Origin of the sequence: Proteus genomosp. 4 str. ATCC 51469, from assembly GCF_003144375.1 — a bacterium.
In the GTDB taxonomy this organism is placed as follows: Bacteria; Pseudomonadota; Gammaproteobacteria; order Enterobacterales; family Enterobacteriaceae; genus Proteus.
Genome location: NZ_PENV01000007.1, coordinates 1 through 22,921, shown reverse-complemented (window position 1 = coordinate 22,921; position 22,921 = coordinate 1). Strand labels below are relative to the sequence as shown.

Sequence of the window (22,921 nt, the reverse complement as noted above, 5' to 3'; positions counted from 1 at the left end):
ATAGTATAAGGATTTGAAGTAACAACGTCAGAGTAAAACAAACGAGAGAATCCCAATAAATAGGGTATCCCATACGGATAAAAGTATGTTGGTATAGTATTATATATATCTAACATACCTACAGATAGACTATTACATCGCAATGTAGTATTAGAATTATATTACTACCCTTAGTTTAAAGATAATGAAACGAAAAAAAATAACAATCTAGAAAAAATAAATTAATACGTATCTCTACAATCTATGAAATCTCATGACTAAAAGGTGCGTACATGAAAATAAATATTCATTTAACCAATCCAAAAATGACCTCGGTAAACTTAAAAATCAAAGAGAAGATAATTAAGACGTTAGACTCTGTGTTAGAACAATCTTCCAGAAATTTTATCGTTAGGATAGATCTAAGGTTTCCTCTAAAGGTTAAACATAAAAACGACTCCCGTGTTATATCTCGATTCTTTGAATCATTAAAATCAAAACTAAAAGCTCACGAAAAACGGAACAAAAAAGATAAAAAAAGAATATATCCTAATAAACTAAAATATGTTTGGGTCAGAGAAATTGGTCCTATTAATAAACATCAGCATTATCATTGTGTCTTATTTTTTAATAAAGATGCTTTCTTTTCTCTCGGTAGTTTTGAAGATACATATAACCTTTACTCAATGATTAACTCAGCTTGGTTTAGCGCAATAGGTATTGATAGAATTACTTCAGGCTTAGTCCATTATGTGCCTTTTGAAATAAAGTATTTAAATAAAAAAGATCCAGAATTTAAAGAAAAAAAGAATAAATGGATTGATTTTTTAACCTATTTAGCTAAGGACTTTAGCAAACCTTATAACGATGGGCATAGAGTGGTGGGATGCAGTCGATAATTAATTACTGGAGATGGAATGTCATGAACAGAAGTGATATCAATTTTATTTATTGAATATCACTTCTGACTTTATCCATTAAAGACAGGATTATTCATCATGACAAGTTCAATGCCTTCACCTATATCTCTTCTTGATAATCAGTTTATTGATATGAAATTTATAACTCAATTAACAGGTCTAACAGATAAATGGTTTTATAAACTTATTCAAGATGGTGAGTTTCCAAGACCAATTAAATTCGGGCGTAGTTCACGGTGGCTTAAAAGTGAAGTTGAAAGTTGGTTACAAATTCGCATTAAAGAATCGCGCGCTTAATTCTCAATTTACTAAGCCTCTCTTCTTTTAGAATTCGTCACATAATCAATTAACTATATAACAGGCGGTCAACGGCTTAGTTTCGGGCGCTTGTTATAAAGGGAGGATTCTCGTTAGGATAGCCATCCTTTTTATCCACTGTTCTAATATTTTTCTTAACATGATGGCTATTAATTCATTTCCTGATATATAAGATATAAACTTATACCTTATATCCTAAAGTAGGAGCTATCTCTATCACTACTAATATTAAAGCTTATCGTCACCATCCTTAATAAAAGATATTTAGTAGGGCAAAAAATACCAGCATAGGAATATCCATAACAACACAGTACAATATGCAAACTCTAGCAAGGTAGTTATATATCTCAGCTATTTTTATTAAATTGATTTTTAAGGATAATTTAGTGATTCAGAACCCTAAACGTTCAACAGACTTAACACTTGGTAAAACGTGTTGGTATGATTACTATGCAGGGTATTCACATTCCTTCGTAAAGAGTGTGTTAGATTTAACAGACTTATCCCCACAATCAATAATATTAGATCCATGGAATGGAACAGGTACGACAACTTTAGCTAGTTCATTAGCAGGCTATAAATCTATCGGTGCTGATTTAAATCCCGTGATGGTTGTAATCGCAAAGGCTAGGTTAGCCTCCCATGGCGAAACCGAAAATGCAATAAACAACGGCTTAGCGTTAACAAAAAGGTACAAAACTAAACTAATTGAAAATGACCCATTAACTCAATGGATTACTATAAAATCAGTTGAGTTAATAAGAAAAATTGAACTATTTATACTAAAAGGAAAAAGTTTTAATTCTTTATCAGAAAAAGTTACAGCATTATCAAATACTCAATGTATACAATACGTTGCACTTTTTAATACAGTTCGTGGGTTGTTAGAGGCATTTATCCCTACTAATCCAACATGGATTAAGAAAGCAAAAGATGATAGCAACAAAATAGAAATCAATTGGCAAAAAATTAAAACACTATTTATTTTTAATCTTCAACAGATTTGCAGTGAAGTTAAAAATAGCTCTACTAAAGCTTGCTATTCCTTAAAAGTTGCTAGCTCAACAAAATTACCTCTAGAGAACTGCTCTGTCGATTTGATCCTATCTTCACCTCCTTATTGTACTAGAATTGATTACGCTGTCGCCACACTACCAGAATTATCAATCTTGTCAGTTAATGGCGAAAAAGAGATAGATGTAATACGTAGAGCTTTGATGGGAACAACAACAGTTCCCAAATTAGTACCAGATAACTTGAGCTTCGGTTCTATCTGTGATGATTTTTTAAGTAAAGTAAAAAATCATGACTCTAGGGCGTCTTCAACATATTACTATAAGAATTCATTTCAATATTTTAATAATTTATATTTATCCATAAAAGAAATAACAAGAGTGTTAAAACCTGGTGGAAAGTGTTTTCTTGTTGTTCAAGACTCCTATTATAAAGATATACACTGTGATCTCGCTGCTATTATTGTTGATATGTTTCTCTTAAATGGTGGCTTACACGTTCAATCTCATGAGTTTCGTAGTAAAAATAATATGGCTAACATTAATACTAAAAGTAAAAAATATAGAGCTAAAACTAAAGCAATTGAAACTGTTATTGAACTAATAAAAATAAGGTGACTTATGCAAAATGAAGAACTTTTAAAAGAACTTGAAAGAAAAATGGAAAAGGTTCACACATCGAGCCTTGATATATCTTTTAATGAACTTCTGGATATGTATATAGATGGAGAATTAGATATTAAGCCTGAATATCAAAGACTCTTCCGATGGAGCGAAGGCGCTCGTTCGAGGTTCATTGAATCTTTACTTTTAGAGATGCCCGTTCCACCTATTTATGTTGTAGAAGATGAAGATGGTTCTTATCAATTAATCGACGGATTACAACGCTTTTCCTCATACTTACATCTGAGAGGTCAACTTGATGCTCCTAATTTACCAAACCCAGTAGCCAAGGGAGATATTCTAAGACTTCAGGATTGTGATATTGTCCAAGAACTCAATGGATTTACCTATGAAGAGCTTCCTCTGTCACTAAAAATTCGTCTAAAACGAGCCTTTGTTCGAGTTGAAGTAGTAAGAAAAGGTAGTGATAATAAATTTCGTTACCATATGTTTAAACGGCTTAACACAGGGGGAGAAGAACTAACACAACAACAAATACGTAATTGTACTATTAGAATGCTTTCCCCTACTTTTATTGATTTTATACGTGAACTAAGTCAAACCGAAGATTTTTCTAATTGTATTAGTCGCATTTCAGATATACAAAAATTGGGTTCTTTCGATCAAGAACTTGCTTTACGATATTTTGCTTTAAAAAACTGGCAAGACAAATTCGTACATGATCTTGCTGATTTTTTAACCGAATATATGGAAGTAGTTTCTGACCCTGAATCAGTAAATACCGTTTTCGATTATCAGCAGGAAAAAGATAATTTTATGAAAACGTTTAAAATATTAAATTTAACTTTAGGGGATAAAATTTTTGGGCGGTGGGGTGCAAATGGAGCACAAGCAAACTTTGCAGTTTATCAATTTGAATCCATCTGCATTGGGATACAATGTGTAATTAATAATATAGATCCTGATAACACAGAGCATATAATTTTAATAAAAGCAGCATTAGAAGAGTTAAAACAGAATGATGAGTTCGTCAGCCAAACAACAGGGGGAGGCAAAAACTCAAGAGGTTCTTTGACTAGAAGAATCGATGTTGCTAAAAGTCAATTTTCGGCTATTAAATTATGACATTAGAAGAGTTTCAAACTGAATTAGAGCTTGAAAAACAGTGGAGGGAAGATGACATTCGTTTTTTCCATAACCTTCAAGCTACTCTTGAAAAAATAGAGGATAGAGAACGTCTGCGTCGTTCTATCGTAGGAATGTTGTATGCCCATATTGAAGGTTTTGTGTACTTCTCTTTTAACTTATACCTTAATTCGATAAATAAGTTAGAATTAAAATGTAAAGATGTAAAGCCTGCTATTGCAGCAGCCTCTCTTAATAAAGAATTTGTAGCCTTAAAAAATCCCGAGAAAAAAAATCCCCTTTTTAAGCGCCACCTTCCTGAAGATACCAAACTACATCAAACCTGTCGTGAAATAGATTTCTTGGAAAATTTTTATACTATTCAAGAACAGAAAGTTAAAATTCCTAGAGATTATATAAATACGGAAAATAATATTGGCCCAAATGTACTACGAAAGTTATTATACCAGATGGGATTAGATTACAATGACTTAGATGGAATAAGTATTGAGCTATCCCAATTACTAAACATTAGAAATGATATAGCTCATGGTAAATCGAAGGCAGGAATAGAAGATAAAGACTACAATAATTTCAAAGATTGTTTTAACACTATATTTTCGCGACTTTCAAATTTGCTAGTTAACTCTTTTTCTAATAAAGATTTTTTACTTGCTGGCTAGTGAATATAATCTATAGAAAGAGTAAGTCATCTTTACAATCATGGCTAAAGATGACTTATAATTATCAAAAGTTCACACTAACCACATTATCCAAGCTCCCCTCCAACTCATCCATGTAACCCACATATCGCTGCATTATTTCTCTGTACCCATCCACATACTGAACATGGTTATACATGCCACGGATCGTGTTCTTATCGATATGTGTGAGCCGGGTAAGTTATAAAACCTTCCTCATGCAAGATAGTACCCGTCTTGTAGCAGAAATCATGCCCTGTTTGTCTTCCCTCATACCCAAACAATTAAATAACCTGATTTACGCTTTCTTGACTAACCAGCTTTTGATGAGCATTTAGTAAAGTATGCAAAACTGTATCTGCAAACTTCACTCTATCTCATTGCCTAAATTCGCAAAACTAAACGGAGAAATTTCTTTCTCCCTATTCACATCCAAATAATCCGCCCACCACTGCACCATCAGCCGTCTTTCCTCAATATGTTCTGCCTTATGAATATAAGCCGCACGCACTGAGTTGCGTTCTTGGTGGCTCATCTGCCTTTCTACTGCATCCTTCGACCACAAGCCTGACTCAATCAACGAACTACATGCCATCGTTCTGAAACCATGTCCACAGACTTCCGTCTTAGTGTCATAACCCATCACACGTAATGCATTGTTTACCGTGTTTTCACTCATCGGTTTTCTAGCGTTATGATCGCCTATAAAGATCAGCTCATGGTTACCACTGAATTGATAAATCTGTTTTAAGATCTCAATGGCTTGTCGACTTAAAGGAACTAAATGGGTAGTACGCATTTTTGATCCACGATGTGAATGCTTAACCCCTTCTATCGCTTCGCGTTCTGCGGGGATCGTCCACATCGCATTGTCAAAATCGATTTCATCCCAACGAGCGAAACGCAATTCACTGGAACGAATAAAGACTAACAAGGTAAGTTTGACAGCAAGTTTAGTTAAAGGTCTTCCTTTATAATCATCAATACGTTGTAAGAACTCAGGTAGGCGTTTAAGTTCTAAGGCTGCTCTGTGGACTCGTTTGCCTGTGGCAACTGCGCCCGCCATATCTTGTGCCGGGTTATAATCTATCAAACCACTTTGTACGGCATAACGCATAATAGCTGTCACACGTTGTTGTAAACGTGCAGCCACCTCAAGACGTCCAGACATCTCTACGTCTTTAATCGGTTCGAGGAGATCGCGAGTTTTTAGTTCAGCAATATTACGTTTACCAATAGCAGCAAAGATATTGTCCTCAAGACTTTTGAGGACTCGATGGCTATGCCCTTCAGACCACTTCTTATTCGTTGCATGCCAATCGCGCGCAACTTTCTCAAAGGTATTGAATTCCTTTTGCTGTTCTTCCTTTAATTCTTTCTTGAGTTCGCGTGGGTCGATGCCTAGAGCAACTTGCTTTCTGGCAGCATCCCTTCTTTCTCTTGCATCCGCTAAGGAGATTTCAGGGTATACACCAAAGGCCATTAAATGTTGTTTACCGCCAAAGCGAAAACGGAAGCGCCAATATTTAGAACCATTAGGGTGAATATAAAGAAATAAGCCATCACTGTCTGTCAGTGTATAAGCTTTCTCGTCTGGTTTAGCTGCACGAACTTTCGTATCGGTTAATGCCATATTCTTTGTCCTCTCACCTTTGAGCAAGCATATACTCTAAATAATTCGAATTACATGTAGGCGGCAAGCAAGTGAAGATAGCCGAGGAGCATAGATGACTATGTGACTCGGATAGCTGAACGAAGCCAACAACCATGTAATTCGAAGCATGACGAGTATACATTCATTATCGAAGCGACGTATATACTCAGTTATATACTCACTCGGAGGTTGATGTGGGTTGAGTTAAGTTGACATGCATTGACTGAAAACGCGAGGAAAGCCTTATAGAACTGGGATTTTAGATACAAAAAAAGACGTCTATTGACGTCCATTGATGTTCATTGATGTTCTTATGGTGCCGAAGGCCGGACTCGAACCGGCACACCCGAAGGCGGTTGATTTTGAATCAACTGCGTCTACCAATTTCGCCACTCCGGCACTGAAGTGTGTCTGGAAAACCCGCTCATTATACTTGCATGGTGAACCCTCGCAACAATTATTGTTAGTTTTCAGCTTGATTGGCGAAAAAAAGTGCATTTATGTTGTTGCATTGCCATTAAAGTACAATTGTTGTGTTGTTCAAAAACCACCGTTGTATAGGTTTAAGCCGCATTATATCAATCATCAAAATTCTTGAGGCAATTTTACCTAGTTTTTATTTATTTCTATTCTTTTTATATATTTCATCTTTTATTTTATTCTCATTTATTTAAGAAATAAATTAATAGTAAATATATTTACTCTCTATAGTAATATCTTTTTTCCATTAAAATAATTTTTGAATCATTATTATCTTACACAATCGATATATTATAATTTATATAGCGATAAATAAAAAAAGGATCAAAACTTGGGTTAGTGTTTTGATCCAACAGTACTGCTAATAGAGGGCTTAATTTTATTTTAATGACTATAAGTTATTTTTATAGCGTCATTGCCCTTTTCTTCCCTGGTGTGAGGAAGAAGGTAGTTATATTTTAATATGATAAATAAACTTCTTTATCGGTACTACATTTTATTGATATAAAGGTACTTATTATTAAATTAACAAACTTACTTTTAAAACAAAGGGGTACATAATTACTATAACGAAAGTTCTACTATCTAATATAAAGGTACTTCTTTACTACTACAACGAAGGTACAGCTATCTAATATCAAGGTATTTACAACTAAATTAACAAACTTACTTTTAAAACAAAGGTATACATAACTACTATAACGAAAGTTCTACTATCTAATATAAAGGTACTTCTTTACTACTATAACGAAGGTACAGCTATCTAATATCAAGGTATTTACAACTAAATTAACAAACTTACTTTTAAAATAAAGGTATTACTATTTAATATAATGGTGTTGAAAAATTACTACTAATATATAACTTATTTATTATTTAAGAGGCTATTTTATAATATGCCTTCTTATTGCTTCGCTCTATTATTGCTGTGTTATCTTTGCTCTGTAACGCTTATATTCTCAGTCTCTCGACTTGATGAAACTATAATAAGTTTAATTTCATGTTCCCACAATCACTAAATTATTACAAAATATGACACACTCTTATATTATCTTTATAAAAAACCACAAATATTATCTAAAAGTGACACTATACAAATTATAGCACCAATAAAATCAAGCTATAAGAGATATAACACCATTCATTAACATTTTCTTGATATACACATTTTAACTTAATAATAAAGAAAAACTAATAATAGAGTAAAAATGTACGATAAACGAAGGAGATTGTAACTTAACGGTAATACTTATCTCATTTTTAGATGAGAAATAGCAGGGAATTATCTTTTTATGATGTAGTTTTTCTTTACTATCTTTATATCAGAGACAATTTGACACATTTAATGCCAACTTTCTGATAACTGGCACTTGCACTGATAGACATTCTTATTTCTGATAATATAATCAAAATTTGGTTTAAATCGGATTAGAAGGCGGTGTTATGGGCATTGTTGGCTGGATTATAACGGGTATATTTGTTGGTATTATCTTGGGTGCCGTATTAAAAATGATAAAGAAAAAATAGCGCGATAAGAAAGGCACCAATTTAAAACATAAGCCACTTATGTTGATCGCACTCCTTTCACCTCACTGACTTCTGTTGAAAGTAAAAATGAAAAAACATTTTCTAAAATATCTTATGATCCCAGTCGCTTTGCTGACATTGAATGCCTGTAGCCAGCATTCATCACTACCACCAGCAACGCAACCTTCTATGTTAAATCAGCAGAATAATAATGTACCTGAACTTACACAATGGCCTACAGCATTAAGCCCTAATGTGAGTAATGCGCGGGTGTTGTTTGATAAATATGCTTCTCAGATCTATCAAAAGAGTAACCCTCAAGGCATGGTTATTGTCATGATCAATAATTCTCAAACCTTGAATCATGCTTTTGGGACAACAACGCCTGAAAGTCGCAATGCACCATCAATGAATTCGCTTATTCGTATTGCTTCAATAACAAAATTAATGACCAGTGAAGTCATGCTTAAACTACAAGATGATGGGAAATTATTAGTTACTGATCCATTACAGAAATACAATTACTATGGTGTTGATATCCCATTAGTGAGTGCTCAATCACCTATCCGCCTTTATCATTTAGCCAGTCATACCAGTGGTTTTCCACGAGAACAACCTGGTGGAAAATGGGGAAGACCTGTTTTTATTTGGCCAACTCATGGCGACCGTTGGAACTGGTTAAAAAAAGCAACATTAACATCACCTGCGGGTAATCAAGCTGCGTATTCAAATTTAGCGTATGACTTATTAGCAGATGCCTTAGTGAAAGCATCCGGTAAAAGTTATCCGCAACTCCTAAAACAATATGTTACTCAACCTGCAGGAATGACCAATACCACATTGACGCCAACACCTGCACAATGCCAACGATTATTAGTCGGATATAAACCAAGCCCATGTTCTGACACAATAGCAGCGGCAGGAAGTGGTGGTGTGTACTCAACACCTGCAGATATGCAACGTTGGATGCAAGGCTTTTTGACCTCTCATAATGCCATGCGAAAAGCAACGGCAAGTAAAGAGCAGTCTGTCTATTTTCCTCGTAATCGGCTCTCTTCAATAGAGGGAATGGATGTTGCAGGTCGTGCCGATGGTGTAGGTTTAGGTTGGGTTTATATGGCTCCAGCCAATGGAATTCCGGCTATCTACCAAAAAACTGGTGGTGGCGGTGGATTTAATACCTATATGGCAACAATACCTGAATTAAATATTGGTGTATTTGTTGTGATCACTCGTAAACCAAATGGCACTAAGTTTAGTGAAGTGACCCAAGGCACTAATGCTCTTGTTCGCGCACTAGCAAAAGATTTTTATCAGTGAACACATCCCCCGATAGAAACAAAAAGCGCCTTGTTAGGCGCTTTTTGTTTTTTCTGGCTGCAGTGGATATTACCTAACGATTACGCCTCATCAATAACCATAGACTTAACGTTAGGAATAATATTCCTGGCACTAATGCTGCAATCACAGCAGGTATGCCATAAACCAGACTTAATCGTCCTGAAACTTCATTGACGATATAAAACAGGAAGCCAAAAGAGATACCCGTTAGAACTCTTAATCCCATTGGCACAGTACGTAATGGACCAAAGATAAATGACAATGCCATCAACATCATTACTGCAACAGAGACTGGTGCAAAGATTTTTTTCCAGAAATTCAGCTCATAGTTTGCTGATTCTTGTCCACTCTGTTTGAGGTATTTAACATATTGATAGAGCCCACTAATCGATAATGCATCAGGATCTAAGGCCACAACGCTCAATTTTTCTGGCGTTAATCGGGTTGGCCATTCAAGTGATACCTGTTTTTTACCTGTGATTTTTTGTGGATCGGTTAAATCTGACTGTTCGACTTGTTTTAACATCCACGTTTTTTTATCAACATCATAGGTTGCACTTGATGCATAACGCACAGTTTCTAGTTTTCTATCATTATTAAAATCATAGAGTGTGATGCCTTGCATCTCATTTTGGCTCTTTATTCGGTTGATATGAATAAATTGATTGCCATCTTTAGCCCACATACCACGGTTAGTGGAAACTAAAGAGTTACCCATGATTTTTTCAGCGCGATAGTTACGTGCATATTGTTCACCTTGTGGTGCTCCCCATTCGCCAATCAGGACTGTCAACAGTACTAATGGGATAGCAGTTTTCATCACAGAGCCTGCGATTTGCAAACGTGTAAAACCAGATGCCTGCATCACCACCAGCTCACTGCGTGTTGCCAATGCGCCTAACCCTAATAATGCACCGAGTAACGCAGCCATGGGGAAGAAGATCTGCACATCTTTAAGGATATTTAAGATCGCATAAATACCCGCATCAAGTGTGGTGAAATCCCCTTGCCCTACTTTACGGAGTTGATCGACAAATTTGATAATGCCAGATAGAGAAACCAGCAAAAATAGTGTCATCAAAATCGACTGTAAAATAGTACGCCCGATATATCTATCTAATACACCAAACATCAGGCAACTCCTTTCTTAAAGCGAGCACGGAATTTACGCATAGGCAAGGTATCCCAAATATTCAATAAGATAGCTAAGCCAAGATAAACGCCATTAACACTCCACATCGCAATGAGAGGGTCAACTTTTCCTTTTTCGCCATTAGAATGTAGCGAGCTTTGTAATAAGAAAAAGACCAGATAAAGCAACATTGCGGGTAACATACTTAATACGCGACCTTGGCGTGGGTTCACCTCACTTAAAGGCACCACCATCACAGCCATAATGACAACAGAGAAAATCAAAGTTAATCGCCAATGGAATTCAGCGATAGATTCTGTTTCATTAGAATGCCAAAGTTCCGTCATCGTTTTTTGTTCTACACGATTACTGCTAATGGTAGATTCGCGATGCCCGATAACAGCTTGGTAGTCATTAAAATCGGTGATACGAAAATCACGCAATACAGCCGTACCTTCATAGCGAGTTCCCTCACTGAGCACAACAATCTGATTTCCGTTAGGCAATTCCTTGGTATAACCTTTATCTGCCACCACAACCGACGGACGCTGATCTTGCGTTGGACGTAACTGTGCGAGGAACACATCTTGGAATTGGTTACCTTTTACGCTACCTAGATAAAGTACCATATTACGGTCACTGGACATTTTGAATTGCCCTTCCATCAAGGCCGCCAAGCTTGGGTTTGCCTTGGCATCTTCAAGCACTTGCTCTTGATGCGCTGATGACCATGGAATAAGCCAAATGACATTCCCTGCGGCTAATGCGCTAGTCAGCAATGAAAGCAATAGTGCTGCTTGCACTAATGCTTTTTTACCTATCCCGCACGCATTCATGACGGTTATCTCACTTTCAACATAAAGTTTGCTGTAAGTCATCAGAAGCCCAAGAAAGAGGCTTAATGGAAGAATAAGCTGTGCCATCTCTGGAATTCCCAGCCACAGCAGAGAAACCACGAGGTTTGTAGGAATGTTACCTTCTACAGCAGCCCCTAAAATTTCAACCAGTTTCTGGCTAAAAAAGATAAGCATCAGGATAAACAAGATGGCTATCTGGCTTTTAAGGGTTTCCCGAGCTAAATATCGAATTATAATCACGCTAGTTATGCCTGTGAAAACTTGTCTTTTTGCAGGAAAATCGCTAACTTCGTTGTATATCTATCATTTGTGCATCTCAGTTAGACATTCTTGCAGCCCAAATGATATCAAAACATGCTATAAACAGGTTCCCAATAAGAACAAGCTTATAAGTTAGCTAAATTAGTTGTGTTCAATTAATGCATTTAGCTTAACATAAAAAGTAAACTTTCTATGGGGTAGATTAATGCGGATCACTATTCTAAACGATACTTTCCGTTTTTGTCTTTAATATTCAGGAGAACGCATGGAGTTTAATGTAAAAAGCGGCAGCCCAGAGAAACAACGCAGCGCTTGTATTATCGTGGGGGTGTTTGAGCCTCGTCGTTTATCTCCGATCGCGGAGCAACTTGATAAAATCAGTGATGGCTATATCAGCGCCTTATTACGCCGAGGTGAGCTGGAAGGCAAAGTTGGACAATCATTGCTGTTACATCATGTACCTAATGTTCTCTCTGAGCGCGTTTTACTGATCGGTTGCGGTAAAGAGCGTGAGTTGGATGAACGTCAATATAAACAAATCATTCAAAAAACTATTAATACGCTCAATGAAACTGGCTCAATGGAAGCGGTCTGCTTTCTTACTGAGTTGCATGTTAAAGGTCGTAATAATTACTGGAAAGTACGTCAAGCGGTTGAGACTGCAAAAGATTGCCTCTATACCTTTGATCAACTAAAGAGCAATAAGACAGAATTACGTCGCCCATTACGTAAGATGGTCTTTAATGTTCCTACTCGTCGTGAACTACCTAGTGGTGAACGTGCCATTGCTCATGGTTTAGCTATCGCATCAGGTATTAAAGCATGTAAAGATTTAGCAAACATGCCACCAAATATCTGTAATGCCGCTTATTTAGCTTCTCAAGCGCGTCAATTGGCAGACTCCTCTTCAAATGTTTCTACGCGAGTTATTGGCGAAGAGCAAATGAAAGAGCTGAACATGAACGCTTACCTTGCGGTAGGTCAGGGCTCTCAAAATGAATCTTTAATGTCTATCATTGAGTACAAAGGCAGTAAAGATCCTGAAGCTCGCCCAATCGTATTAGTTGGTAAAGGGCTGACATTTGACTCGGGTGGTATTTCTATCAAACCTGCTGATGGCATGGATGAGATGAAATATGACATGTGTGGTGCTGCAACAGTCTATGGCGTGATGCGTGTGGTTGCAGAACTACAATTACCGATTAACGTTATTGGTGTACTTGCGGGTTGTGAAAATATGCCGGGTGGAAAAGCCTATCGCCCTGGTGATATCTTAACAACTATGTCCGGCCAAACCGTTGAAGTATTAAACACTGATGCTGAAGGCCGCTTAGTTCTATGTGATACGTTAACTTATGTTGAGCGCTTTGAACCTGAGTTAGTTGTCGATATTGCAACATTAACAGGTGCATGTATGGTGGCTTTAGGGCATCACTACAGCGGATTAATGTCTAATCATAATCCGTTAGCACATGAGTTAATGAATGCATCAGAGCAAGCGGGCGATCGCGCTTGGCGTTTACCATTAGGCGATGAGTTCTATGAACAAATCGAATCTAACTTTGCTGACTTAGCAAATACAGGTGGTCGTTTAGGCGGTGCAATTACTGCAGGTTGTTTCTTAGCGCGTTTTGCGACGAAATATAACTGGGCTCACTTAGATATTGCAGGTACAGCATGGCGTTCTGGTAAAGCCAAAGGCGCAACAGGTCGTCCTGTTTCTTTACTGTCTCAGTTCTTACTTAATCGCGCGGGTTTGAATAGCGACGAGTAATACCGCATAATTATCAGGGTTAAGGTATTACCCTATTATTATGGTAAATAGAGCAGACTCCAAGAAGGGTATTGCAACGCAATACCCTTCTGTTATCGGGATATCATGAAAAACGCCACGTTTTATTTAATGGAACACCCATCAATACACGATGATTTACAGGCTCACGAGTGGCTTGCCTGTCAACTTACCGCTGAACATTGGCGCTTAGGCAAACGTATTTTGTTGGTTTGTGAGTCTCAGGCTCAAGCTGAATTGCTTGATGAGGCATTATGGGCAAGAGAACCTCATCAGTTTGTTCCTCATAATCTTGCAGGTGAAGGCCCTCGTTATGGCTCTCCTGTTGAATTATGTTGGCCTGGAAAACGTGGTAATGCGCCTCGTGATCTCTTGATTAATTTGCAATCGCAATTCGTAGACTTTGCCACAGCTTTCCATGAAGTGATAGACTTTGTACCTATTGATGAACAATTGAAACAGTTGGCGCGTGAACGATATAAAATTTATCGTAGCGTCGGCTTTACTTTGACAATGGCTACGCCGCCAACCTATTGAATACGTAAAAAATATGGAAAATAAATCCGCACCGAAAGAGCCATCGCTCGACACAACTTATAACCCAGCAGAGATTGAACAACCTCTGTATCAGCATTGGGAAAAAAACGGCTACTTTAAAGCCAATGGCGATACAACAAAAGAAAGCTTCTGTATCGTGATCCCACCGCCAAACGTCACAGGTAGCCTACATATGGGCCATGCTTTCCAGCAGACCATTATGGATACCATGATCCGTTATCAGCGCATGCAAGGTAAAAACACCTTATGGCAGTCAGGGACTGACCATGCGGGTATCGCGACTCAAATGGTCGTTGAGCGTAAAATTGCCGCTGAAGAAGGTAAAAATCGTCATGACTATGGTCGTGATGCGTTTATCGACAAAATTTGGGAATGGAAAGCTGAATCAGGTGGCAATATTTCTAACCAAATGCGTCGTTTAGGTAACTCTGTTGATTGGGAACGTGAACGTTTCACCATGGATGAGGGTTTATCTAAAGCCGTTAAAGAAGCTTTTGTGCGTTTACATAAAGAAGATCTTATCTACCGTGGTAAACGCCTTGTTAACTGGGACCCTAAATTACACACAGCGATTTCTGATCTTGAAGTTGAAAACCGTGAAGTTAAAGGTTCAATGTGGCACCTGCGTTATCCTTTAGCGGATGGGGCAAAAACAGCTGAAGGTAAGGATTACCTCATTGTTGCAACAACTCGCCCAGAAACCATGTTAGGTGATACTGGTGTTGCGGTTAACCCTGAAGATCCTCGCTATAAAGATTTAATTGGCAAAGAAATTATTCTACCAATCGTCAACCGCCGTATTCCTATCTTAGCGGACGAACACGCGGATATGGAAAAAGGGACGGGTTGCGTAAAAATCACCCCTGCTCATGACTTTAATGACTATGAAGTTGGACGTCGTCATCAATTACCAATGATTAATATCATGGATTTTGACGGCAATATCCGTGTTAGCGCAGAAGTATTAGACACCAACGGTGTTGAATCTGACATTTATAGCACTGAAATTCCAGAAGCCTACCAAGGCATGGAACGTTTCGCAGCACGTAAAGCTATGGTCGCTGAATTTGAGCGTTTAGGCTTATTAGAAGAGATCAAACCTCACGATTTAACCGTACCTTACGGCGACCGTGGTGGCGTGGTTATCGAGCCTTTACTAACAGACCAATGGTATGTTCGCGCAGCACCTTTAGCGAAACCCGCAGTTGAAGCTGTTAAAAATGGCGATATCCAATTTGTACCAAAACAGTACGAAAATATGTACTTCTCATGGATGAATGATATCCAAGATTGGTGTATTTCTCGTCAACTGTGGTGGGGTCACCGTATCCCTGCTTGGTACGACAATGAAGGTAATGTCTATGTCGGTCGTGACGAAGAAGAAGTTCGTCGTGAAAACAATATCGCCGCTGATATCGCATTACGCCAAGATGATGACGTACTGGATACGTGGTTCTCATCTGCACTGTGGACATTCTCAACATTAGGTTGGCCTGAAAATACCGAAGCACTGAAAACATTCCATCCAACGAATGTATTAGTCAGTGGATTCGATATCATTTTCTTCTGGATCGCTCGCATGATCATGATGACCATGCACTTTATCAAAGATGAAGACGGTAAACCGCAAGTTCCATTTAATACGGTTTATATGACAGGTCTTATTCGTGATGAAGAAGGCCAGAAGATGTCAAAATCCAAAGGTAACGTACTTGATCCTCTGGATATGATCGACGGTATTTCATTAGAGAACCTGTTAGAAAAACGTACTGGCAATATGATGCAGCCACAAATGGCTGAAAAAATTGCTAAACGTACTAGCAAAGAGTTCCCAGAAGGTATTGAAGCACACGGTACAGATGCCCTGCGTTTTACCCTAGCCGCATTAGCTTCAACTGGTCGCGATATTAACTGGGATATGAAACGTCTATCAGGCTACCGTAACTTCTGTAACAAGCTGTGGAACGCAAGCCGCTTTGTTCTGATGAATACGGAAGATCAAGATTGTGGTTACCAAGGTGGTGAGATGACATTCTCACTGGCTGACCGTTGGATCTTAGCTGAATTTAACAATACCGTTAAAGCCTATCGTGAAGCGTTAGACAACTATCGTTTCGATATCGCGGCGGGTATTTTATATGAGTTCACTTGGAACCAATTCTGTGACTGGTATCTTGAGTTATCAAAACCTGCGGTACACAAAGGTAATGACGCACAAAAACGCGCAGCACGTCATACTCTGATTGAAGTGCTAGAAGGCTTACTGCGTCTTGCTCATCCAATCATTCCATTTATCACAGAGACAATTTGGCAACGAGTGAAGGAAGTTAAAGGCATTGAAGGTGAAACCATCATGCTACAAGCTTTCCCTGAATTCGATGCTTCACTGGTGGATGAACAAGCACTGAACGATCTGGAGTGGATCAAGGAAGTTATCGTTGCGGTTCGTAATATCCGTGCTGAAATGAATATTGCTCCGGGTAAACCACTTGAAGTTATCTTACGTGGTGCCGATGACAATGCGAAACGTCGCGTTAGTGACAATATTGGTTTCTTAAAAGCAATGGGTCGTTTAGCCGATATCCGTCCATTGGCAGAAGGTGAAGAAGCGCCATTATCAGTAAACAAACTGGTTAACGGTGCAGAATTACTGATCCCAATGGCAGGCTTTATCGATAAAGATGCAGAGCTTGCACGTTTAGATAAAGAGCTTGAAAAAGTAGAAAAAGATATCACAACTTTAGACAGCAAATTATCTAACGATGGCTTTGTTAGCCGTGCGCCAGAAGCGGTTGTTGCTAAAGAGCGTGAACGCTTAGCAACATGCTTAAGTGCAAAAGAGAAGCTAATCGCACAGAAAGTCTCTATCGCCTCTTTATAAGCACTATCGCTTTAAAGACGCTGAGATTAATAATGAAAACCCGCGTTTATCGCGGGTTTTTACTTAGTCTCTTTCAGCCAGAAAATAAAACCATTTTTCACTTCATTTTTTAATATTCACGGTTCTATTCTCGTCAATACGTCGTTTCATCCTCTATTTTCACTTAGATTTAATCACTCACTAAAATATAACGCTAGAAATAAAGGGAGAAATTAAGCAAAGAGAAAGGGTTAACGGTTTACAAACACGTTTAATCAATTAAGATAGTTTTTGTAGCCATCAGTGCTACTTTCAATGAAGAAGTTCCTTTCCGGTGCTCTCTCAATAAATAATCAAAAAATATTCTACTAATAAGTGAAAACGATGAGTGCAACTATGACTGCAACCCAAGCTATAACCTCAAATATTGTTATTCGAGCCATTGAAGAAAAAGACAACGCAAGTATTGCTCGCGTTATTCGTGAAGTCTCAGCTGAGCACGGTTTAACTGCCGATAAAGGCTTTGCGGTTGCCGATCCAATTTTAGATACCCTCTATGAAGTTTATCATCAGCCACGCAGTGCTTACTGGGTTGTTGAAATGGATGGAGAAGTTGTTGGTGGGGGTGGTGTCGCACCACTAGCTGGTGGTGATAGCAATACATGTGAACTACAAAAAATGTACCTTTCATCCAAATTACGTGGCAAAGGTATTGCGAAAAAAATCGTTCTGCAATCTCTTGAGTTTGGTAAAGAGCAAGGCTTTAGCCGTTGCTATTTAGAAACTACCGATATCTTAAAAGCGGCTGTCGGTTTATACGAAAAACTAGGATTCGAATTTATTGATGAAGCATTAGGCAACACTGGACATAGTGATTGTGAGATCCGTATGGTGAAGCCACTTTAAGCGTTCTTGCTGTTCCCTACGTAATACAATAAATAAAATAAGCTCTACTTGACCCGCATTTCTTATGCGGGTTTTTATTAGCAATAAATAGCATCTATTAACACAAATCCAGTTTATCAAAATGATATAAATACAGTATATTTATATGCTTATTTTCTCAATTAATTTCTTAATTAATTATTATCAAAATATTATCAATGAAATTCTCATCTTAAATTTTATTAAAAACCACAAGTTTAAATTGTTTTTAATTCCACTCTAGATAATTACATTATCCCTCTTAAATAAAATATTATTTATCTTATTTTATATTTTAAAAAAGAGATTTTTTTATATTGCTATTTATAGCTAATTTAATATCTTTATGCAGATAAAGTCATGCATTGGCTTTTATAACTCTAAAATTTAAAAGGAATTTTTTCATGAAAAACTTTGTTAAAATTGCACTTATTGCTTCTGTAATTACCGTAATGACAGGCTGTACTGGTAGCGTATACAATAAAGAAAAAGATTGTAACTACGACTACTTACTGCACCCAGCAGTTTCTATTTCTAAAATCATTGGCGGTTGTGGCGACACAAGCAAATAAGATTTAAGAAATAAACACATTAATAAACTACATTCTGACTTATTGTTGCTAAGAAAGAATGTAGTTTTTTGTTTTATCATACCTTATATTTTTACTCGTTTTTTATGAGTTGCACTCCTCACCAACATAAGAAATCAGAGCTTAGTGTTTCCATTTTAATGGAAGATAGATTAAATTAACCATTAATAAAATCTATTTTAGGTAATTTTATATGACATTAAACTACAAGATTATTATCGTCACATTATTTTTATCTATTCCTATATTGGCTTATTCCTCCTCTCAAATTAAATGTATTGCCGAAGAAAAGAACTTCTCCGCATGTGAGATATTAGCAACGCAGGGAGATAATAAAGCATTATTAGTACTCGGACGTTTCTATGAAACGGGTACCGGAGTTGAAAAAAATGTAGAGAAAGCAGAACAAATCTATCAACTCTTAGCAGATAAAAATGATGCTGATGGATTTAATCAACTGGCAATGCTTAAACAAAATCATAATAAAGAACAAGAGGCTATATTACTTTACCAGAGAGCAATAGAACTAGGCTCATCATCTGCTAATTATAATCTAGGCATACTATACAAATATAATAATAATTATAAAAAAGCAAAAGAGATGTTTGAGATAGCAATTAAAAAAGATCACTCCAGTAGTGCTATGATGAGTTTAGGCGATCTATATCGTCATGGTAATGGGGTTGAACAAAATATAGAATTAGCCAAAAAATGGTATAACGCATCAATTCAAGCAGGTAATTATTTTGCATTTACTCGCTTGGGAATATTGTACAGTGAATTAGAAAAATATGATGAAGCGATAATATATTATCAAGAAGCGATCAAAAAAGGTGATCCCGCTGCAATGAATTCAATGGGATTACTATATCAACATGGTTTTGGTGTAAAACGTGATATTAGTCAATCTGTCAAACTATATCAAGATGCAGCAAATAAAGATGGAATTGGTGGGTTGATTAATTTGGGGCTGATGTATGAAGAAGGCCTTGGAGTACCTCAAAATTATGAAAAAGCCATCGAATTATATACAAGAGCCTATCAATTAGGTTATACCGATATTCAGTTACGAATTAATTTCTTAAATAAACACTTTATAAATAATAACAAAAATTAATATAACCATAAAAATTAACTTTAACATATTAGTTGCTACGGTAAATAATTCCAGATGTCTATTCATCTAAATAGGTTTATTTATAGTTTAACTATGAATAAATAAAAAGGAGATTTATATGCAGTGTGGTGATTTAGAATGGTTTTACTGTAAAGATGGTGAAATATTAAATGCTAATGAGGCAATGGAAAAGCGACTTATTATTTACAAAAAAATAGGTCGGGAACTAAAAAGTGCACATAGTCTTGCCCAAAAAACTTGGCAATATGAAGACTCTTCTAGTGCAAATCAAAGACGCTCAAAGGAATGCTCGCCCAGTGGATTGGATGAATTTATTTATTATAAATGTGAAGGAAGTGCTCCTTCTGTTGAAGTAGCTCTAAATAATCCTTGGGTAAAATATATTGAAGATTTTGGTATTACTTCTGCAAAAGGGGTAAACAGAACAATAGATACATTCATTGAATTGGGTATACTCCCACCAGCTCTTGAGGGTATGAATTATGTTCTTAAATCTCGGTTATCTAGAAAACCTCGGATCATACAAGAAAATATTGAAGCCATTTATCTACTGCGGTTTGTTTATAAACCTTATGAAAATATTACGGAAGTTGTCAATATTATTATTGATACAATAATCAATAATATGTCTCCATCTAGAAAACAAAAACTATCCGATTATGTTAAAGTAGCAACCACTATTTCTAATATGAACAACCCAATTAATTTCCGTGATAATTTTGATATTGAAGAACAGGTTAATTCATCAGTTAGAAATTTTGCAACAGATGTTGGTGTCGACATTATGGCTGATTCTAAAATTCGAAAATTTATTGTATCCGCTATAATCACTCAAATGGTTGCAGGTATTATTACAAATTACCCATCCTTTTTTAAACCTTTTAGACCAACCCAAATTATCAAAAGGACAACTTTAGTTGCAACATTAATGTACGGTTACGGTACGATTGAAAAAATGTCGGAAGCAGCAAGAAGACTTGAAAATAAAAATAAAATGGTTTACGACGTAATGAATAAAAGCAAGATCACTATGGCCTATTATTTTGTTGAAACGGAATTAGGACCTTTAATTACTTTAGCTGCAAGCCCAAGTAGTGTAGCTAGTGATGATGCTTTTATTTCTGAAGTACGCCATTTAATCAATAAATATAAAAATTAGAATACATTCTCATCTGATATACTATACCCAGAAGTACCAGCCATAATTTGCGAGGTGGTAATATCACGATATCTAACAGTTAATTGCTCTTCAGGATCGATATCATTGCGTAAAATATTATTTGGGCATTGATGTGAATAATCAATAATAGATGCTTCGTTTAATTTCACTGTAAAATATTTTTCAATTCCACCATTTTGTGCGGTACGATAATAATCAAAAACTAAACTAAGAATTTCATTATTTGAAACCGCAACAAGTAACAGAGGGGAAGATTTATCAATCAATTTGGTAAACTCTATTGGTTGATGAGCTAAATTTTGAGTTCTAGATACTGAAAAATTTAATTCTGTAACAAATATTGCATTTTCTTTCCCTAATTGATAACGATTTCCTATTGAATCTAATGTTCCACAACCACGAGAGATCAGGCCTTGTTGCTGACCTTCTAATGTAAGATAAATTAAATTAGCCATTAATAAAATCTATTTTAGGTAATTTTATATGACATTAAACTACAAGATTATTATCGTCACATTATTTTTATCTATTCCTATATTGGCTTATTCCTCCCCTCAAATTAAATGTATTGCCGAAGCAAAGAACTTCTCCGCATGTGAGATATTAGCAACGCAGGGAGATAATAAAGCATTATTAGTACTCGGACGTTTCTATGAAACAGGTACCGGAGTTGAAAAAAATGTAGAGAAAGCAGAACAAATCTATCAACTCTTAGCAGATAAAAATGATGCTGATGGATTTAATCAATTGGCAATGCTTAAGGAAGATCAGGGCAAAAAACAAGAGGCTATTTTACTTTATCAAAGAGCAATAGAACTAGGCTCATCATCTGCTAATTATAATTTAGGTATACTGTACAAATATAATAATAATTATAAAAAAGCAAAAGAGATGTTTGAAAAAGCAATTACCGATAATAATTCAGGTAAAGCTATGATGAGTTTAGGCGATTTATATTTTGATGGATTTGGTGTTGAAAAAAATATGGAATTAGCGGAACACTGGTATAAAGCCGCTATTCAAGCTGATAATTATCTTGCCATTACACGATTGGGAATACTGTATGGCAATCTGGAAAAATATGATGAAGCGATAATATATTATCAAAAAGCGATCAAAAAAGGTGATCCCGCCGCAATGAATTCAATGGGATTACTATATCAACATGGTTTTGGTGTAAAACGTGATATCAATAAAGCAGTTAAATTTTATCAAGATGCCACTGAACAAGACGAAATCGGAGGGCTAATTAACCTTGGTCTAATGTATGAAGAAGGCCTTGGGGTACCTCAAAATTATGAAAAATCCATCGAATTATATACAAGAGCCTATCAATTAGGTTATACCGATATTCAGTTACGAATTAATTTCTTAAATAAACACTTTATAAATAATAACAAAATTTAATATAACCATAAAAATTAACTTTAACATATTAGTTGCTACGGTAAATAATTCCAGATGTCTATTCATCTAAATGGGTTTATTTATAGTTTAACTATGAATAAATAAAAAGGAGATTTATATGCAGTGTGGTGATTTAGAGTGGTTTTACTGTAAAAATGGTGAAATATTAAATGCTAATGAGGCAATGGAAAAGCGACTTATTATTTACAAAAAAATAGGTCGGGAACTGAAAAGTGCACATAATCTTGCCCAAAAAACTTGGCAATATGAAGACTCTTCTAGTAAAAATCAAAATCGCTCAAATGGTTGCAGGTATTATTACAAACTACCCATCCTTTTTTAAACCTTTTAGACCAACCCAAATTATCAAAAGGACAACTTTAGTTGCAACATTAATGTACGGTTACGGTACGATTGAAAAAATGTCGGAAGCAGCAAGAAGACTTGCAAATAAAAATAAAATGGTTTACGACGTAATGAATAAAAGCAAGATCACTATGGCCTATTATTTTATTGAAACGGAATTAGGACCTTTAATTG

The 22,921-nt window shown here is 36.3% G+C and carries 20 protein-coding genes and 1 tRNA gene; 16 read left to right on the top strand and 5 right to left on the bottom strand.

Annotation, left to right across the window (positions count from 1 at the left end):
* Positions 1–272: 272 nt before the first annotated feature.
* The 5 genes from DK866_RS08485 to DK866_RS08465 all read left to right on the top strand — a co-directional run bounded on the left by DK866_RS08485 (position 273) and on the right by DK866_RS08465 (position 4,662).
* Entirely contained in the window at positions 273–878 is a 606-nt protein-coding gene (locus DK866_RS08485; protein ID WP_109408539.1) for an inovirus Gp2 family protein, read from the top strand.
* 111 nt (positions 879–989) lie between these two features.
* Positions 990–1,196: a helix-turn-helix transcriptional regulator gene (locus DK866_RS08480; protein WP_109408610.1), complete on the top strand. Its 207-nt coding sequence runs from the start codon at positions 990–992 to the stop codon at positions 1,194–1,196.
* Positions 1,197–1,603: 407 nt separating this feature from the next.
* Positions 1,604–2,848, top strand: coding sequence for a hypothetical protein (locus tag DK866_RS08475; protein ID WP_109408538.1), 1,245 nt, complete (start codon positions 1,604–1,606; stop codon positions 2,846–2,848).
* A 3-nt stretch (positions 2,849–2,851) separates the two neighbouring features.
* Positions 2,852–3,979 (top strand): DUF262 domain-containing protein, encoded by a 1,128-nt coding sequence (locus DK866_RS08470; protein WP_109408537.1) that lies wholly within the window; start codon positions 2,852–2,854, stop codon positions 3,977–3,979.
* Positions 3,976–4,662 carry an MAE_28990/MAE_18760 family HEPN-like nuclease gene (locus tag DK866_RS08465; RefSeq protein WP_109408536.1) on the top strand — a complete coding sequence of 229 codons (687 nt, stop codon included), beginning with the start codon at positions 3,976–3,978 and terminating at the stop codon, positions 4,660–4,662. Before DK866_RS08470 ends, DK866_RS08465 begins: the two co-directional genes overlap by 4 nt.
* 385 nt (positions 4,663–5,047) lie before the next feature.
* Here the strand turns inward: DK866_RS08465 and DK866_RS08460 are convergent, their stop codons facing one another.
* Together DK866_RS08460 and DK866_RS08455 are read right to left on the bottom strand one after the other, a co-directional pair.
* On the bottom strand, positions 5,048–6,313 hold the full coding sequence (locus DK866_RS08460) for a tyrosine-type recombinase/integrase (protein WP_109408535.1): 1,266 nt from the start codon (positions 6,311–6,313) through the stop codon (positions 5,048–5,050).
* Positions 6,314–6,648: 335 nt separating this feature from the next.
* Positions 6,649–6,733: transfer RNA gene (locus DK866_RS08455), tRNA-Leu, on the bottom strand.
* A 1,695-nt stretch (positions 6,734–8,428) separates the two neighbouring features.
* On the opposite strand from DK866_RS08455, the gene ampH reads away from it, so the two are divergent.
* Entirely contained in the window at positions 8,429–9,661 is a 1,233-nt protein-coding gene (ampH, locus tag DK866_RS08450; protein ID WP_109408534.1) for a D-alanyl-D-alanine-carboxypeptidase/endopeptidase AmpH, read from the top strand.
* A 73-nt stretch (positions 9,662–9,734) separates the two neighbouring features.
* Here ampH and lptG read toward each other — a convergent pair whose 3' ends face one another.
* Both lptG and lptF read right to left on the bottom strand, forming a co-directional pair.
* Entirely contained in the window at positions 9,735–10,814 is a 1,080-nt protein-coding gene (gene lptG / locus DK866_RS08445; protein WP_109408533.1) for an LPS export ABC transporter permease LptG, read from the bottom strand.
* Complete coding sequence (gene lptF, locus DK866_RS08440; RefSeq protein ID WP_072069541.1) at positions 10,814–11,911, bottom strand: LPS export ABC transporter permease LptF; 1,098 nt, start codon at positions 11,909–11,911, stop codon at positions 10,814–10,816. Before lptF ends, lptG begins: the two co-directional genes overlap by 1 nt.
* A 286-nt stretch (positions 11,912–12,197) precedes the next feature.
* On the opposite strand from lptF, the gene pepA reads away from it, so the two are divergent.
* The 7 genes from pepA to DK866_RS08405 all read left to right on the top strand — a co-directional run bounded on the left by pepA (position 12,198) and on the right by DK866_RS08405 (position 20,953).
* The gene (gene pepA / locus DK866_RS08435) at positions 12,198–13,706 is read left to right on the top strand and encodes a leucyl aminopeptidase (protein WP_036939243.1); all 1,509 of its coding nucleotides are present in this window, start codon (positions 12,198–12,200) and stop codon (positions 13,704–13,706) included.
* A 105-nt stretch (positions 13,707–13,811) separates the two neighbouring features.
* The gene (locus tag DK866_RS08430) at positions 13,812–14,261 is read left to right on the top strand and encodes a DNA polymerase III subunit chi (protein WP_023583544.1); all 450 of its coding nucleotides are present in this window, start codon (positions 13,812–13,814) and stop codon (positions 14,259–14,261) included.
* A 13-nt stretch (positions 14,262–14,274) separates the two neighbouring features.
* Positions 14,275–17,163 (top strand): valine--tRNA ligase, encoded by a 2,889-nt coding sequence (locus DK866_RS08425; RefSeq protein ID WP_109408532.1) that lies wholly within the window; start codon positions 14,275–14,277, stop codon positions 17,161–17,163.
* 375 nt (positions 17,164–17,538) lie between these two features.
* Complete coding sequence (locus DK866_RS08420) at positions 17,539–18,048, top strand: GNAT family N-acetyltransferase (protein ID WP_109408609.1); 510 nt, start codon at positions 17,539–17,541, stop codon at positions 18,046–18,048.
* A gap of 422 nt (positions 18,049–18,470) precedes the next feature.
* Positions 18,471–18,638: a YhfL family protein gene (locus DK866_RS08415; protein ID WP_036914671.1), complete on the top strand. Its 168-nt coding sequence runs from the start codon at positions 18,471–18,473 to the stop codon at positions 18,636–18,638.
* A gap of 211 nt (positions 18,639–18,849) precedes the next feature.
* Complete coding sequence (locus DK866_RS08410; protein ID WP_109408531.1) at positions 18,850–19,773, top strand: SEL1-like repeat protein; 924 nt, start codon at positions 18,850–18,852, stop codon at positions 19,771–19,773.
* A gap of 118 nt (positions 19,774–19,891) precedes the next feature.
* Positions 19,892–20,953, top strand: coding sequence for a hypothetical protein (locus tag DK866_RS08405; RefSeq protein ID WP_109408530.1), 1,062 nt, complete (start codon positions 19,892–19,894; stop codon positions 20,951–20,953).
* On the opposite strand, the gene DK866_RS08400 is transcribed toward DK866_RS08405, so the two are convergent.
* Positions 20,950–21,429, bottom strand: a complete 480-nt coding sequence (locus DK866_RS08400; protein ID WP_036939258.1) for an Hcp family type VI secretion system effector — start codon at positions 21,427–21,429, stop codon at positions 20,950–20,952. The genes DK866_RS08405 and DK866_RS08400 overlap by 4 nt on opposite strands.
* 28 nt (positions 21,430–21,457) lie before the next feature.
* On the opposite strand from DK866_RS08400, the gene DK866_RS08395 reads away from it, so the two are divergent.
* The 3 genes from DK866_RS08395 to DK866_RS20030 form a co-directional block, all read left to right on the top strand.
* On the top strand, positions 21,458–22,381 hold the full coding sequence (locus DK866_RS08395; RefSeq protein WP_109408529.1) for an SEL1-like repeat protein: 924 nt from the start codon (positions 21,458–21,460) through the stop codon (positions 22,379–22,381).
* A 118-nt stretch (positions 22,382–22,499) separates the two neighbouring features.
* Positions 22,500–22,724: a hypothetical protein gene (locus DK866_RS08390; protein WP_109408528.1), complete on the top strand. Its 225-nt coding sequence runs from the start codon at positions 22,500–22,502 to the stop codon at positions 22,722–22,724.
* The coding region (locus tag DK866_RS20030) for a hypothetical protein (protein ID WP_208624175.1) at positions 22,684–22,921 on the top strand (238 nt) is incomplete at its 3' end. The genes DK866_RS08390 and DK866_RS20030, both read left to right, overlap by 41 nt.

Excerpts from the sequence above, each read along its gene's own strand:
- DK866_RS08485 (WP_109408539.1), top strand. The coding sequence starts at position 273 with ATGAAAATAAATATTCATTTAACCAATCCAAAAATGACCTCGGTAAAC.
- DK866_RS08480 (WP_109408610.1), top strand. The coding sequence starts at position 990 with ATGCCTTCACCTATATCTCTTCTTGATAATCAGTTTATTGATATGAAA.
- DK866_RS08470 (WP_109408537.1), top strand. The coding sequence starts at position 2,852 with ATGCAAAATGAAGAACTTTTAAAAGAACTTGAAAGAAAAATGGAAAAG.
- DK866_RS08465 (WP_109408536.1), top strand. The coding sequence starts at position 3,976 with ATGACATTAGAAGAGTTTCAAACTGAATTAGAGCTTGAAAAACAGTGG.
- DK866_RS08460 (WP_109408535.1), bottom strand. The coding sequence starts at position 6,313 with ATGGCATTAACCGATACGAAAGTTCGTGCAGCTAAACCAGACGAGAAA.
- ampH (WP_109408534.1), top strand. The coding sequence starts at position 8,429 with ATGAAAAAACATTTTCTAAAATATCTTATGATCCCAGTCGCTTTGCTG.
- lptG (WP_109408533.1), bottom strand. The coding sequence starts at position 10,814 with ATGTTTGGTGTATTAGATAGATATATCGGGCGTACTATTTTACAGTCG.
- pepA (WP_036939243.1), top strand. The coding sequence starts at position 12,198 with ATGGAGTTTAATGTAAAAAGCGGCAGCCCAGAGAAACAACGCAGCGCT.
- DK866_RS08430 (WP_023583544.1), top strand. The coding sequence starts at position 13,812 with ATGAAAAACGCCACGTTTTATTTAATGGAACACCCATCAATACACGAT.
- DK866_RS08425 (WP_109408532.1), top strand. The coding sequence starts at position 14,275 with ATGGAAAATAAATCCGCACCGAAAGAGCCATCGCTCGACACAACTTAT.
- DK866_RS08420 (WP_109408609.1), top strand. The coding sequence starts at position 17,539 with ATGACTGCAACCCAAGCTATAACCTCAAATATTGTTATTCGAGCCATT.
- DK866_RS08415 (WP_036914671.1), top strand. The coding sequence starts at position 18,471 with ATGAAAAACTTTGTTAAAATTGCACTTATTGCTTCTGTAATTACCGTA.
- DK866_RS08410 (WP_109408531.1), top strand. The coding sequence starts at position 18,850 with ATGACATTAAACTACAAGATTATTATCGTCACATTATTTTTATCTATT.
- DK866_RS08405 (WP_109408530.1), top strand. The coding sequence starts at position 19,892 with ATGCAGTGTGGTGATTTAGAATGGTTTTACTGTAAAGATGGTGAAATA.
- DK866_RS08400 (WP_036939258.1), bottom strand. The coding sequence starts at position 21,429 with ATGGCTAATTTAATTTATCTTACATTAGAAGGTCAGCAACAAGGCCTG.
- DK866_RS08395 (WP_109408529.1), top strand. The coding sequence starts at position 21,458 with ATGACATTAAACTACAAGATTATTATCGTCACATTATTTTTATCTATT.
- DK866_RS08390 (WP_109408528.1), top strand. The coding sequence starts at position 22,500 with ATGCAGTGTGGTGATTTAGAGTGGTTTTACTGTAAAAATGGTGAAATA.